13 protein-coding genes are annotated in these 13,764 nt (G+C 72.6%); 5 read left to right on the top strand and 8 right to left on the bottom strand.

From position 1 onward, the window contains the following. Positions 1 to 13: 13 nt before the first annotated feature. Entirely contained in the window at positions 14 to 694 is a 681-nt protein-coding gene (locus tag ACFVGY_RS01230; protein WP_385669030.1) for a (2Fe-2S)-binding protein, read from the top strand. Positions 695 to 806: 112 nt separating this feature from the next. On the opposite strand, the gene ACFVGY_RS01225 is transcribed toward ACFVGY_RS01230, so the two are convergent. Together ACFVGY_RS01225 and ACFVGY_RS01220 are read right to left on the bottom strand one after the other, a co-directional pair. Then, positions 807 to 2,612, bottom strand: a complete 1,806-nt coding sequence (locus ACFVGY_RS01225; protein ID WP_385669027.1) for a S8 family serine peptidase — start codon at positions 2,610 to 2,612, stop codon at positions 807 to 809. A gap of 240 nt (positions 2,613 to 2,852) precedes the next feature. Next, the gene (locus tag ACFVGY_RS01220; RefSeq protein WP_385669024.1) at positions 2,853 to 4,247 is read right to left on the bottom strand and encodes a cation:dicarboxylate symporter family transporter; all 1,395 of its coding nucleotides are present in this window, start codon (positions 4,245 to 4,247) and stop codon (positions 2,853 to 2,855) included. A gap of 68 nt (positions 4,248 to 4,315) precedes the next feature. Here ACFVGY_RS01220 and ACFVGY_RS01215 point away from each other — a divergent pair, with 68 nt between their 5' ends. Then, entirely contained in the window at positions 4,316 to 5,935 is a 1,620-nt protein-coding gene (locus ACFVGY_RS01215) for an ATP-binding protein (RefSeq protein ID WP_385669021.1), read from the top strand. Next, positions 5,932 to 6,654 (top strand): response regulator, encoded by a 723-nt coding sequence (locus tag ACFVGY_RS01210; protein ID WP_385669018.1) that lies wholly within the window; start codon positions 5,932 to 5,934, stop codon positions 6,652 to 6,654. Before ACFVGY_RS01215 ends, ACFVGY_RS01210 begins: the two co-directional genes overlap by 4 nt. On the opposite strand, the gene ACFVGY_RS01205 is transcribed toward ACFVGY_RS01210, so the two are convergent. Next, positions 6,609 to 7,457 (bottom strand): tyrosinase family protein, encoded by an 849-nt coding sequence (locus ACFVGY_RS01205; protein ID WP_385669015.1) that lies wholly within the window; start codon positions 7,455 to 7,457, stop codon positions 6,609 to 6,611. The two genes, ACFVGY_RS01210 and ACFVGY_RS01205, sit on opposite strands and share 46 nt — an antisense overlap. Further along, the gene (locus ACFVGY_RS01200) at positions 7,454 to 7,867 is read right to left on the bottom strand and encodes a tyrosinase cofactor (RefSeq protein ID WP_385669012.1); all 414 of its coding nucleotides are present in this window, start codon (positions 7,865 to 7,867) and stop codon (positions 7,454 to 7,456) included. The genes ACFVGY_RS01205 and ACFVGY_RS01200 overlap by 4 nt, the downstream gene beginning before the upstream one ends. 257 nt (positions 7,868 to 8,124) lie before the next feature. On the opposite strand from ACFVGY_RS01200, the gene ACFVGY_RS01195 reads away from it, so the two are divergent. Then, positions 8,125 to 9,525 carry a glutamate decarboxylase gene (locus ACFVGY_RS01195; RefSeq protein ID WP_385669009.1) on the top strand — a complete coding sequence of 467 codons (1,401 nt, stop codon included), beginning with the start codon at positions 8,125 to 8,127 and terminating at the stop codon, positions 9,523 to 9,525. 18 nt (positions 9,526 to 9,543) lie between these two features. Here ACFVGY_RS01195 and ACFVGY_RS01190 read toward each other — a convergent pair whose 3' ends face one another. After that, positions 9,544 to 10,065, bottom strand: a complete 522-nt coding sequence (locus ACFVGY_RS01190) for a DUF3995 domain-containing protein (RefSeq protein ID WP_385669006.1) — start codon at positions 10,063 to 10,065, stop codon at positions 9,544 to 9,546. Positions 10,066 to 10,136: 71 nt separating this feature from the next. On the opposite strand from ACFVGY_RS01190, the gene ACFVGY_RS01185 reads away from it, so the two are divergent. After that, positions 10,137 to 10,733, top strand: a complete 597-nt coding sequence (locus tag ACFVGY_RS01185) for a TetR/AcrR family transcriptional regulator (protein ID WP_385669003.1) — start codon at positions 10,137 to 10,139, stop codon at positions 10,731 to 10,733. Positions 10,734 to 10,766: 33 nt separating this feature from the next. On the opposite strand, the gene ACFVGY_RS01180 is transcribed toward ACFVGY_RS01185, so the two are convergent. The 3 genes from ACFVGY_RS01180 to ACFVGY_RS01170 form a co-directional block, all read right to left on the bottom strand. Beyond that, the gene (locus ACFVGY_RS01180) at positions 10,767 to 11,159 is read right to left on the bottom strand and encodes a hypothetical protein (RefSeq protein ID WP_385669000.1); all 393 of its coding nucleotides are present in this window, start codon (positions 11,157 to 11,159) and stop codon (positions 10,767 to 10,769) included. A 265-nt stretch (positions 11,160 to 11,424) separates the two neighbouring features. Then, positions 11,425 to 11,649, bottom strand: a complete 225-nt coding sequence (locus ACFVGY_RS01175; RefSeq protein ID WP_385668997.1) for a hypothetical protein — start codon at positions 11,647 to 11,649, stop codon at positions 11,425 to 11,427. 117 nt (positions 11,650 to 11,766) lie between these two features. Next, positions 11,767 to 13,524 carry a sigma-70 family RNA polymerase sigma factor gene (locus tag ACFVGY_RS01170; RefSeq protein ID WP_385668994.1) on the bottom strand — a complete coding sequence of 586 codons (1,758 nt, stop codon included), beginning with the start codon at positions 13,522 to 13,524 and terminating at the stop codon, positions 11,767 to 11,769. Positions 13,525 to 13,764: the final 240 nt, after the last annotated feature.

The following is a 13,764-nucleotide window of genomic DNA, read 5'->3' as shown; positions in this document are numbered from 1 at the left end:
GATCATCTCCGGTATGGACATGGACGACGTACTGCGCCGCCTGGCGGCCGTGGGGCCGTTCTTCGCCGTGCCGTACGGAAAGGAGCCGCCCGGGGACGGCTTCCGACCCCTGACCGGACTGTACGAGGACCTCCTCGGCCCGTACGTGGCCGAGGTGGGCCGGCGGATCGGCACCGGCCCCGGCCGGGTGGCGGCCTCGACCGCGCAGTTCGGGATCGCCTCGCGGCTGTGGTCCCTGGGCCTCGGCTGCGCCGCGCTGGGCGGGCGGGTGCCGGACCTGGCGCCGGACCGGGTGTGGTGGCGGCTGCCCGCCGCGGGCTCGCTGGAGCTGTGGCTGCCCGCGCCCGGCGAGGGGGCCCGGCCGGCCGCGGAGGTCGGGGCGACCGTCCTCGGGAACCTGGAACTCCTCGACGCGGGTCTTCGGGAGCGCTACGGGGTCTCGCCGAAGGTGCTGCGCGGGAACGCGGCGTCCGGGCTGGTGGGGGCGCTGCGGGTGCTGCTGGACCGGGTGCCGGGCGGCCCGGCGGTGGCCCTGGCGGCCGGCCTGCTGGCCGACGGCGGGCCGCTCGGCGGGACCGGCACCCTCGTCCACGAGGAGGGCCTCGGCGTGGCCTTCGTCCGGCGCAGCTGCTGCCTGTACTACCAGGTGCCCGGTGGCGGCCTGTGCGGGGACTGCGTGCTGCGGACCCGGTAGCCGCGGGACGGGAACGGCGCAGGCCACCGGGGGCGGAACGCCGCTCCCCGATGGCCTGCGCGTGTACGTGCTGTGATGCCTGTGATGCCTGCGGCGCCTATGGCGTCCTGTGTCAGAAGGTGAGGTTCCAGGCGTCGATGCGGCCGGTGTCGCCACCCGCGTTGTCGTTCACCCGGAGCTTCCACGTGCCGTTCGCCACCTCGGAGGAGGCGTTGACCGTGTAGACCTGGTTGATGTTGTCGGTGCTGCCGCCGGTCCGGTTGTGCAGCGTGTAGACGGTGCCGTCCGGGGCGATGAGGTCCACCTTCAGGTCGCCGATGTAGGTGTGCACGATCTTCACGCCCACCTTGAGGGCGGCCGGCGCGTTGCCGGTGACGCCGCTGACGGTGAGCGGGCTGTCCACGGTGGTGTTGTCGCCGATGGCGAAGTCACCCGGGTTCTCGAAGAACTTGCCGGGCGGGGGCGTGCTGCCGACCGCCTTCAGGGCGTCGACCTGGCCCTCGCCGAAGAACCCGTTGTTGGCGGTGGTGCCGGTGCAACGGCCGTCCGCCGGGCAGGGGATGTCGTTGGCCTGGGTGGCCAGCTTCTCGCGGATCTGCGCCGGGGTGATGCCGGGGTTGGTGCTCGCGATCAGCGCAGCGACGCCCGCCACGTGCGGGGAGGCCATCGAGGTACCGCTCTTGGAGCCGTACTTGCCGCCGGGGACGGTGGAGTAGACGTTGCCGCCCGGGGCGGAGACGTCGATGACGCCGCGCCCGAAGTTGGAGAAGCTGGCCTTCGTGACGCCGTCGCCGTTGGCGGCGACCGTCACCACGCCGGGCAGCTCGGTCGGGATGTCGAGGCAGGCGTTGGTGATGGTGCGGGTGACCGGCGTCGAGTCGTTCGGGCTGGCGGTGTCGGTCGTCTTGTTGGCGAGGTCGTAGTTCTCGTTGCCCGCCGCGGCGACCTGGAGCGAGCCCTTGCCCTCGGCGTACTCCTGGGCGCGCCGGACGCCCTCGATGATGGCGGCCTGGTCGGCGTTGTCCGGGCAGTTGAACTGCCACGGGTCCGTGTAGTAGCTGTTGTTGGTGACCTTGAAGCCGTGGTCGCCGGCCCAGACGAAGCCGCAGATGGTGTTCTCGGCGAAGAAGAGCGAGGTGTTCGGCTCGGCGATGCGGACCGAGGAGATCTTCACGCTCGGGGCCACGCCGATGACGCCCTTGCCGTTCTTGGCGGCCGCCACCGTCCCGGCGACGTGCGTGCCGTGGTCGCCGACGTCCCGCCAGGCGCCGGCGCGCGCGTCGGGCTTGCCGTAGGCGCAGGAGACCGAGTCGGCGGCGTTGAAGTTCGGGGCCAGGTCCTGGTGCTGGTCGTCCACGCCGGTGTCCAGGATGCCGACCTTGACCGCGGACGATCCGGTGGTCACGGCCCAGGCCTGGTCGGCCTTGATCTGGCTCATGTCGGCGCGGACGGGCTCGCCGGCCGGGGTCGTCGACTGCGCCGGGTTGGCGGGCAGCGCCGGGTTGTAGGCGTCGGCCGGAATGTCCGAGGTGCGGGTCGCGCCCACCTGCTGCACGCCGCTGACGCCGCGCATGGCGGTCGCGAAGTTGGCGGAGGAGGAGTGGGCGACGATCACGCCGATGGCGTCGAACGTCGAGAAGACGGTGCCGCCGTTGGCGGTGATGGCCGAGCGCACGGCCGGGTTGTCACCGGGAGCGGTGATCACGAGGTAGGCGCGGGTGCCGGCAACCCAGGTCGCACTCTGGGAAGTCGGCGCCGCGGCCGGGGCCTTGGCGGGGGCCTTGGCGGCGGCGGACGGGCCGGACGGCACCACGGGGGTGCCGGCGAATGCCGCCGGCGCTCCGAGGGCGAGGGCCGCGCCGAGCGTCGCGGCCAGAACCAGGGTACGTCGGGGTCGGCTGGATATGTGGGGTATCAATGCGTCCTCCGATGCCCGGCGTACGCAAGGCAGTTACCGGGCAGTATGAAACAAGTGGTGGACGCAAGATGTCAGACGCGTGCCCCTGGGCGGAAGTACCTTTTAGCGCAGCCGAACTGAAGATCGAATGGCTGAAAACGATCGGTGGGATCAGTGGGCCGGTCGGGCCGGGCGAGAGCCGGCCGGGCCGGGCGCCGTGGGGGCGAGCCCTGCCCGGCCGGCCCGTGGCCGGTCGGCCGGTTACGCCGGTACGCCGTCCTTGGCGACGGCCGACTGGCCGGGTACGGAGGGGGCTTCCGCACCGTGCCCGTCGTCGACCAGCGTGGCCTCGTCGAACTCCAGCCGTCCCGCGAGGACCTCGGCGGCCCGTTCGCGGTCGAACTCCTTCGTCCAGGTACCGATGAGCACCGTGGCCACCGCGTTGCCCGCGAAGTTCGTCAGGGCGCGGGCCTCGCTCATGAACCGGTCGATGCCCACGATCAGCCCGACGCCCTCGACCAGCTCCGGCCGGTGCGTCTGCAGTCCGCCGGCCAGCGTGGCCAGACCCGCGCCGGTCACGCCGGCGGCGCCCTTCGACGCGATGATCATGAAGAGCAGCAGTGAGATCTGCTCGCCCAGGGCGAGCGGCTTGCCCATGGCCTCGGCGACGAACAGCGAGGACATCGTCAGGTAGATCGCGGTCCCGTCCAGGTTGAAGGAGTAGCCCGTCGGCACGGTGATGCCGACCACAGGCTTGGAGACGCCCAGGTGCTCCATCTTCGCGATCAGCCGCGGCAGGGCCGATTCGGACGAGGAGGTCGACAGGATCAGCAGGAACTCCCGGCCCAGGTAGCGCAGCAGCGTGAGGATGCCGATGCCGGTGCACAGCCGCAGCAGGGCGCCGAGCACGACGAACACGAACAGCAGGCAGGTCACGTAGAAGCCGATCATGATGACGGCCAACGACTTCAGCGCGTCGATCCCGGTCGCCCCGACCACCGCCGCGATCGCGCCGAACGCGCCCACCGGCGCCGCCCACATGATCATCGCCAGCACCCGGAACACCAGCTTCTGCACGTGCCCGATCCCGCGCAGCACCGGCTCGCCCGCCGGGCCCATGGCCTGCAGCGCGAACCCGCACAGCAGCGCCACCAGCAGGGTCTGCAGCACCTGGCCGCCGGTGAAGGCGGACACCAGCGTCGTCGGGATGATCCCGAGCAGGAACTCCTGCGTCGTCTGCGCCCCGCCCGCCTTGGCCTGCGCCTCGCCCGCGTGTTTCGCCGCCTCCGTCAGGTGCAGGCCGCTGCCCGGCTCCAGCAGGTTCCCGACCAGGAGTCCGATGGCCAGCGCCACCGTGGACATGATCATGAAGTAGCCGAGGGCGAGACCGCCCACGGCGCCCACCTTCGCCGCCTTGCGGACCGACCCGATGCCCAGCACGATCGTGCAGAAGATCACCGGAGAGATCATCATCTTGATGAGGTTCACGAAGCCGGTGCCCAGCGGTTTGAGCTCCACGGCCACGCCGGGGGCGGCGAAGCCGACGGTGATGCCGAGCACCACCGCGGCGATCACCGCGATGTACAGGTAGTGGGTTTTGTCGCGTCTGGCGGCCACGTTCGCCTCCTGGTGGTGAAAATCGTCCCGCCAGACCATCGCCCAGCCTTGTGACCCCGGTCACCGTTGCGTTCATTGAGTTCATGCCCCGGTGCACACTGAGCGCCATGCTCCGCTTCCCCCGCCCGCCGCGCAGCCTCGCCGGCCAGCTCTTCGCCATGCAGGTGCTGCTCGTCGCCGTGGTCGTCGCCGGCTGCGCCGTCTTCGCGTACGCCACCGCCCACGGGCAGGCCGAGGACGCCGCCCGGCGCCAGGCCGGGGCCGTGGCCCGCGCGGTCGCCGACTCGCCCGCCGTCCTGGAGGCCGTACGGGGGGCCGCGCGCGGCACCGACCCGACGACCGAGCTCCAGCCCTACGCCGAGCGCGTCCGCGTCGACTCGGAGGTGGACTTCGTGACGATCATGGCCCCGGACGGACGGCGCTGGACCCACCCCGACCCGCGGCGCATCGGAGAGCCCTTCCTGGGCAACACCGCCCCCGCCCTGCGCGGCGAGACCTTCAGCGAGACCTACACCGGCACCCTCGGCCCGTCCATCCGCGTGGTCACCCCGCTCCTCGACGACGGCCGCGTCATCGGCATGGTCAGCTCCGGCATCACGGTCCGCGCGATCAGCGCCCGCCTCGCCGCGCAGCTCTCCGCCCTCGTCTGGGTCGCGGCGGGGGCGCTCGCCCTCGGTGCGGTGGGCACGTACGTCGTCAACGCCCGGCTGCGCCGCCACACGCACGGCATGAACGCGGCCGAGCTGAGCCGTGTGTACGACTACCACCAGGCGGCCCTGCACGCCGTCCGCGAGGGGCTGCTGATGCTCGACGGGCAGCGCCGGATCACCCTCATCAACGACGCCGGCCGCGAACTGCTGGGCCTGCACGGGAACCTCCGGGGCTGCTCGGTCGCCGACCTCGGGCTGCCGCCCCCGCTGACGGGGGCGCTCCTCGCCGACCGGCCCCGGGTGGACGAGGTGCACCTGACCGCGGAGCGGGTGCTGGTCCTGAGCAGCGCGCCCGTTGCCGGCGGCGGACGCCGGGGCACCGTGGTCACCCTCCGCGACCACACCGAACTGCAGTCCCTCACCGGGGAGCTGGACCACGAGCGAGGGTTCACCCAGGCGCTGCGGTCCCAGGCCCACGAGGCGGCCAACCGGCTGCACACCGTGGTCTCGCTCATCGAACTCGGCCGTGCGGACGAGGCGGTGGAGTTCGCCACCGCCGAACTCCAGCTGGCCCAGGCCCTCACCGACGAGGTGGTCACGGCCGTCGGTGAGCCGGTGCTGGTGGCGCTGCTGCTGGGCAAGGCCGCCCAGGCGCACGAGCGCGGGGTCGAACTGGTGGTGACCCGGGACAGCCGCGCGGCGGGATCCGGGCGCGGCGCCCCCGGTCTCCAGGCGCTCCCGTCCCGCGACCTGGTCACCGTGCTCGGCAACCTCCTCGACAACGCCCTGGACGCGCTGACCGGAGCCCCGGGCGCCCGGATCGAGGTCACAGTGCGCCCCGAGGAGGACGGGCTGCTGATCCGCGTGGCCGACAACGGGCCGGGCCTGCCCGAGGGGGCCGCGGCCGAGGTGTTCCGGCGGGGCTGGTCGGGGAAGGGGGAGGGGCGGGGACTCGGCCTCGCGCTCGTCCGGCAGGTGGCCCTGCGGCACGGCGGCACCGCGGAGGCCGCCGAAGTGCCGGGCGGGGGAGCCGATTTCACCGTACGACTGCCCATCGGGAAGGGGGTGCCGGCATGACCGGGACGGGTGCGGGCCGAGGGCCCGCGGTGCGCGTGCTGGTGGTCGAGGACGACCCCGTCGCCGCGGACGCGCACGCGCTGTACGTCGGCCGGGTGCCCGGTTTCACCGCGGTCGGCGTGGTCCACTCGCTGGCGGAGGCCACCCGGGTCCTGGAGCGGACCCGGGTCGACCTGCTGCTGCTCGATCTGGGGCTGCCCGACGGCCACGGGCTGCGCTTCGCGCGCGGGCTGCGGGCCGCCGGGCATCCGGTCGACGTGATCGTGGTGACCTCGGCGCGGGATCTGGCCGTGGTCCGCGAGAGCGTGTCGCTCGGGGTCGTCCAGTACGTCTTGAAGCCCTTCGCCTTCCCCACGCTGCGCGAACGGCTGCTGCGCTACGCCGAGTTCCGCTCCACGGCGGGGGAGGCGGCGGGGCAGGACGACGTGGACCGGGCGCTGGCCGCCCTGCGCACCCCGCTGCCCGCCGAGCTCCCGAAGGGGCTCAGCGCGCCGACCCTGGAGCGGGTCGCCGCGCTGCTGCGGTCGACGCCCGAGGGGCTGACCGCGGCCGGGGCGGCGGAGGCGGCCGGGATCTCGCGGATCACCGCCCGCCGCTACCTGGAGCACCTGGTGGACACCGGCCGCGCGGACCGCACCCCCCGGTACGGCCAGGTGGGTCGCCCCGAGCTGCACTACCGCTGGCTGGCGGCCGCGGCCGGCTCGGTGTCGAAGGTGTAGAACGTGCGGTGGTCCAGCATGTCGGCCGGGGTGACGTCGTTCCACGGCCGCATGGTGTCCTTCAGGTCCACCACGTTCGCCGTGCCGGCCGCGGGCAGGTACGGCGACTGCGGGTGGCGGGCCTGCCACTCGGCCCACAGCTTGTCGACGTAGGCGTGGTGCATCCAGAACACCGGGTCGTTGGGGGAGACGCCGGTGGCCATCTGCCCGCCGACCCAGACGTGCACCCGGTTGTGCAGGTTGGCGCCGCGCCAGCCCTCCAGGTGGTTGCGGAAGCCGTTCGAGGAGCTGTTCCAGGGGGCCGTGTCGTAGACCGGCATGTTCAGGACGGCGTCGACCTCGGCCTTGGTCGGCAGCTCGGCCACGCCCGTTCCGAGCGAGCGGCGCAGGTAATTGCGGCCGTCCACCCGGACGTTGATGGGGAACTTCCCGCCCGAGTACGCGAACGGGCCGTCCATGACCTGGCCGTCGCGGGCCCGACCGGTGCCGCCCAGGAAGTCGGGGGACCAGATCGAGGCGCGGGAGGTGCGGTCCGCGGTCCAGTCCCAGTACGGGAGGGCGACCTTCGCGTCCACCTTCTGCAGCTCGGCCTCGAACTCGATGAGGAAGCGGCGGTGCCACGGCAGGAAGGAGGGGGAGCGGTGGCCGACCCGGTCGCCGGAGTCGGTGTCGCTCATGATGAACCCGTTGTGCGTGGTGACGAACCGGTCGTAGACGCCGGTGCGCTTGAGTTCGATCAGCGCGTTGGTGAAGGCGCGCTTCTCCTCGGCGGTGAGCGTGGCCTGGTTCTTGCGGACGGTCATGCCGAGCCTCCCATGGGCGCGAAGGGGGCGAGGACGGCGCCCTGCAGCTCGCGCACGGCGGCGCGGGCGAGCGTGCGGGGATCGGTGAAGGTCTCGTAGTGGTTGACCACGCTGATCCAGGTGCCGTCGGCGTTGCGCATCACGTGGAGCTCGCGGCCGTCTATGAGGACCGTGGGGAGTCCGGCGGAGTGGCCACCGCCGTGGTGGCCGCCGTGGCCGCCACCGCGGTGGCCGCCTCCGGCGGGGGTGATCTGGATGCGGCGGCCCTGGTACACCTCGTCGACGGCGCCGACGGGTTGCGCGGCGCGGGAGTCGGTGGCGGCTGCGTGCGCGGTGGCGCCGGCGATGCCGAGAGCGGTGAGCGCGCCGGCGGTGGTGCCCAAGGCCTGCCGGCGGGTGATCTTGTTCATGGCCCGAAGGGTTATCAGGCCGTCACACAGAGTTGACTACTATCCGGACATGGGCGGATAAGTTGCCAATAGAACAATATGGTCGATCTTCCCGTTCTGATCGATTTGAACGGCCGGAACGGGAAGATCATCGGAAAGTATCCTACTGGACAGTAATTTCTCCTGCTGCGGCCGACCGGGTATGCGCGGGGTCACGTCGTGGAGACGGCCGGAACTCGAAGCGGGGATATGGGGGTTATGTCGCCTATAGTCCGAATATGGCTCTTCATGAGACGAAGGCGAAGGATGCAGGCGAAGCCGACACCGGAACGGACGTCTTCACGTCCGTCCTGAGCGGCCAGGTCCTCCCCAAGTACCGGATGCCCGAGGAGCATTCGCCCGCCGAGGTGGTCTACCAGCTCCTCCACAACGAGCTCCTCCTCGACGGCAACGCCGCCCAGAACTTCGCGACCTTCTGCACCACCTGGTCCGACGACGGCGTGCACAAGCTGATGAACGAGTGCCTCGACAAGAACATGATCGACAAGGACGAGTACCCGCAGACCGCGGAGATCGAGGCCCGCTGCGTCAACATCCTGGCCGACCTGTGGCGCTCCCCGGCCGAGGGCGGCCCCGCCACCGGCTGCTCCACCACCGGCTCCAGCGAGGCCGCCATGCTGGGCGGACTCGCCCTCAAATGGCGCTGGCGCGCCCGCAGACAGGCCCAGGGCCTGTCCACCGACCGGCCCAACCTGGTGTGCGGGCCCGTCCAGGTGTGCTGGGAGAAGTTCGCCCGCTACTTCGACGTCGAGCTGCGCCAGGTCCCGGTGGAGGAGGGCGCGACCGGCCTGCTGCCGCACCAGCTCGCCGCCTACGTAGACGAGAACACCATCGGTGTGGTCGCCATCCTCGGCGTCACCTACACCTGTACCTACGAGCCCGTCGCCGAGATCGCCGCCGAACTCGACAGGATCCAGTGCGAGTCCGGCTGGGACGTCCCGATCCACGTGGACGGTGCCAGCGGCGGTTTCGTCGCCCCCTTCCTGCACCCCGACGTGGTCTGGGACTTCCGGCTGCCGCGCGTCGCGTCCATCAACACGTCCGGCCACAAGTACGGGCTCGCCCCCCTCGGCGTCGGCTGGATCGTGTGGCGCACCTCCGACCTGCTGCCGTCGGACCTCGTCTTCGACGTGGACTACCTGGGCGGCGACATGCCGACCTTCGCCCTCAACTTCTCCCGCCCCGGCGGCGAGGTCATCGCCCAGTACTACCTGTTCCTGCGGCTTGGCCGCGGCGGCTACCGGCGGGTCCACCAGGTGTGCGCCGACACCGCCGCCTACCTCGCGGGCGAGATCGCCGCGATGGGCCCCTTCACCCTCCTCTACGACGGCCAGGGCGCCCTGCCCGCCGTCTCCTATCGGCTCACCGACCCCGCGTCGGCGGGCTTCACCCTCTACGACCTCTCCGACCGGCTGCGCATGCGGGGCTGGCAGGTGCCCTCGTACCCGCTGCCCGCCGACCGCGACGACACTCTCATCCAGCGCGTCCTCATCCGTCACGGGGTGACCCGGGACCAGGTCGCCCTGCTCGTCGAGGACCTGCGCCGCGCGGTGGAGCACCTCAAGGCCGCGCCCCCGCCGCAGCCGGCGGTCGCGCCCCGCTCGGGCTTCCACCACTGAGCCGCGGGGCCGCCGCCGCTATTGCGCGGCACGGCCCCGGGTCCGGTCCCGGCGGGTCCGGAGCGTCCCGCGGCCGGCGGTGCGGCGGGCGACGAAGCCCGTCAGGCCGGCCAGGGCCAGGCAGAGCGGCGAGTACAGGGCCAGGTCCCAGTGCCGGTAGGCCTCGGGGGCGGAGCCCAGGTCCAGCCCCGAGGCGACGAGGCCGCCCGCGCCGCGGGCGGCCAGCACTCCGGCGAGCGTCCACAGCGCGGCCCGGTTGAGCTTCTCCGGCCCGAACATGCGGGCGATCCTGCCGTTGCTCAGGACGAGGTAGCCGGCGGCGCCGAGGGCCGCGGCAACGGCCAGGGTCAGCGGAACGGAGGGCAGTTGGTCCTCGGAGACCCCCACGACCGTTTCCGCGAATTCGGCCGCCGACCCCAGCGGCCACGGGTCGACGGTCCACAGTGCGTGCAGCGCGCCCGCGGCGATCAGTCCGGTGGCGGCTACCCCCGCGGCCGCCTTGACCGCGGCGTTCGTGCGCTCGTTCTGGTGGGTGGACATGGCGGGTCCCCTTCCCCGAAAGGCGTTCCATACAGTGCTGTATGGATAATCCATACAGTAGCGTACGGATCATGGCGAAGGGAAAGGTCACCAGGGACGACTGGACGATGGCGGCGCTCGCGGCGCTCGCCCGGGGCGGTGTCGCCGCAGTGGCGGTCGACGTGCTCGCGAAGGAGCTGGCCGTCAGTCGCGGCAGCTTCTACTGGCACTTCAAGAACCGCGAGGCCCTGCTCATCGCCGCACTGGAGGCGTGGGAGCGGCTGGCCACCGGCGAGGTCATCGACGAGGTGAACGCGGAGCCGGACCCGCTGAAACGAGCCAGGGCCCTGTTCGCCGTCGCCCTCGGGGACGAGGAGATCGCCGGCCTGGAGCCGGCCATCGTCGCCCAGGTCGACCACCCGGCCGTCGCCGAGGTGCTCCAGCGCGTCACCCGGACCCGACTGGACTACCTCACCACCCTCTTCGCCGACCTCGGGCTGCCGCCCCGGAGCGCCCGGCAGCGCGCGGTGGCCGCGTACGCCGCCTACCTCGGCTGGATCGAGCTCCGCCGGGCCGTGCCCCACACCGCCCCGGAGACCGTGGCCGACGGGGAGGGGGCGGCGGATGCCCTGGACCACCTGGTGGACATGATCACGGCGGGCATCCCCCGGGCGGCGGAGGCGGGTTGAGGGAACGGCCGGGGATCCCGGGAGCTTGCGGGGTCAACCGAAGCGGAGGTAGCTCTCGCCGTCGAGGTACAGGGTGCGGCCGTCCTGGGTGACGGCCCACCGGAAGGTGAGGGGTCCGCCCCCGCCGTCCGGGTACGTCGCCAGCCTGCTCCCGCTGACGGTGAAACGGCCGGTGAGGACGGCGCCGCCGATGTTCTGGTGGTACGAGCCGTCCGCGCGGAAGCTCCACACGGAGGACCGGAAGCCGTCGGTGGTCCCACCGCTCCAGTCCCCGATGAGGACGGACGGGATCTGCGGGGCGGGTTGCCCCCACACGGGCGCCCCGTTCCGGTCGGGCGTCGTTCCCTCCTGGTCCTGGCATCCGCCGAGCGCGAGCGCGGCGCACAGGGCGGCCGTGAGGACGACACTGCGTCGGGCTGATGTCACCAGGCCTCCCCGGGCCTCGCGGACCGCACGCTGACAGGGATGTATTTCTCCGAACACCGGCTCATCACACGACAAACCGCCGATCTGCCGTGAAGTGAGCGATTCCGATCGACCGGTGTGCGGATGCGAGCGGTTCGGCCGGCCCGGTGAGTTCGCGTCGCTCCGGTGCCTCCGGTGCCTCCGGTGCCTCCGGTGGCTCCGGCCGCTCCAGTCGGCTTGGTTGGCTCGGTCGGCTCGGTCGGCTAGGTCGGTCCGTTCGGTCCGGTCAGGCGGAGGACGACCAGGGCATGCCCAGGGCGTCGAAGCGCTCCACATGCTTGCGGGGGACCCGCAGGTGCTGCTCCCGCGCGTGGAACTGCCGGGCCGCGGCCAGGCGGTCGGCCCACTTCTCGGCCCGGCTGCGTCGCGGCCGGGGCAGCTGGGACTCGCGACACCCCTCCGACAGCGAGCCCCGGCCCTCGCGGCGGGCCGCGGCCCGCTGGTTCTTCACCCAGACCCCGACCGGCGCACCCCGCCAGGTGCTTGCTGAGCTGCTCGTTCTGTTCCAGGCCCTATCCTGCCCGGAACATGAAGCAGCTGGAGGGGCGGCGGTCGGGGCGGCGCGGCGTCACCGGGCGCCGAAGTTCTGCGTCCACCAGGGGCCGCCGGAACCCCGGTGGATCCCGACGCCTATGTCCTTGAACGAGCAGTTCAGGATGTTCGCGCGGTGGCCGGGGCTGTTCATCCAGGAGTCCATCACCGACTCGGGCGACTGCTGCCCCTTGGCGATGTTCTCCCCGTACGTGGACCAGCGGTACCCGGCGGCCGTCGTGCGGTCGCCGGGGTCGGTGCCTTCGGGGCTGGTGTGCGCGAAGAAGTTCCGGTTCGCCATGTCGTCGGAGTGCCCCTGGGCGGCCTCCCGCAGCTGCGCGTCGTCCTTGAGCGGGCCGCAGCCGGCCTTCGCCCGCTCGGCGTTGACCAGGGCCACCACCTGACCCACGGGCCCCTGGGGCGCGGGAGCCGGGTCCGGCGCCGAGGAGCGGGGGGCAGGCTTGGACGGGGTCGGCTTCGGGCTCGCACTCCCGGCGGACGGGCTCGGCGAGGCGGACGCCGACGGGGAGGCGGACGCCGGGGCCGAAGCGGAGGCGGAGGGGGACGGCGAGGCCGAGGCCGACGCCGAAGCGGCCGCCGACTCCGGGGCCGAGAGCGCGTTCACCGGGGCGGCGGTGTCCCGGCCGTCCTTGCCGCCGGAGCCGGGGAAGCCCCCGAGGTAGGTGAGCCCGCCTCCCGCGACGCACGCGGCGAGCACCGCGCCGCCGACGGCCCGCCGGCGGCTGCGCCGGCGCTTGCGCAGCAGGCTCCGGCCGCCGGCCATGGCCGGGTCCGGGTCCGGGAGGCCGCCCTGAGCGGAGACCGTGGGGCTCAGCTGCGTGGCGGCGTCGGCCAGATCCGTGCCGCCGTCGCCGCCCGGGTGGGCGGCTCCACCCGGGTGGGCGGTTCCGGCCGGGTGGGCACCGGCGGCGTGGCTCGCGTAGCCACCGTCGCCCGGAGGGGCGGGGTAGGACGCGCCCGCGGGGGCGAAACCGCCCGTCGCGGCCGCCGCCGACCGCACGTTGTCCAGCAGGACCACCGAGACCGGCACCAGTGCCAGGCCCGCCAGCAGCCCCTCCGCCGGGAGCAGCCCGCCCCACAGCCCCGCGCACCGCATGCACTCCCGCGCGTGCCGGGCTATTCGCTTGCGCCACAGCGTGGACGGGTGCCCGTCCCAGCCGGCCGTCACCGCCCGCAGCATCTCGCACGGGGGCTGCGCCTCCAGCGCCCGCTCCACCACCCGGGCCGACTCCAGCTGCGCCTTCATCCGCTGCACCCGCACCGCCGTGTGCTGCGGGGACAGCTCCAGCGCCGTGGCCACCTCGGCCCGGGTCAACTCACCCGCGCACTCCAGCCACCACAGTGACAACAGCGCCCGGTCGTCGGGCTCCAACCAGCGGGTGGCACGGGCCGTCTCGCGCCGCTGGCCCTCCAGCTGGAGCCGTACGACGGTCAGGTCCACGAAGTCGGCACCGGGGTCGGCGAGTTCCCAGGCGGCCTCCAGGCCGCTCTCGCCGGGCGCGGTGCGCCGGGCCTGCCAGTACGCTCGTACGCGGTTCATCGCGATCGCCACCAGCCAGGACCGGAAGCTCTCGTCCGAGCGGAGGGCGCCGAGGCCGTCGAGCGCGCGCAGCATCGTGTCCTGCACGACGTCGTCCACGTCGACTGACCCGTTCAGGGCACGCCCGACGACGTTGTAGACGAGCGGCAGGTAGGTGCCGACCAGCTCGTCCTGCGCGCGGGGATCGCCTGCGCGGGCGGCCGCGACCAGATCTGCCGAGTGCTGTGTAGTCATATGAGGTTTCCCTGTCCGTACCGGCGGTCGATGATGGCCGATACCTGGGAGACCGTCGAGCGGAGGCGGGATAACACTTATCCGGAGGAAGTTTTCGAAGAACATGTCCCGGGTCGGGTCGCGGGACGGTATCCGGCTGCCGCGTGGTCGATCTGACCACCTCGCCCGCCGGCCGGGCGGACACGCCTCCTTAATCGAGTGGATCTTCTCGCCGCGTCATGGCATGGTTGTCCTCACCGA

The organism is Streptomyces sp. NPDC127106 (assembly GCF_042677605.1).
Classification (GTDB): domain Bacteria; phylum Actinomycetota; class Actinomycetes; order Streptomycetales; family Streptomycetaceae; genus Streptomyces.
The sequence above is the reverse complement of the archived record's forward strand: the minus strand, read 5'-3'. Positions and strand labels throughout refer to the sequence as shown.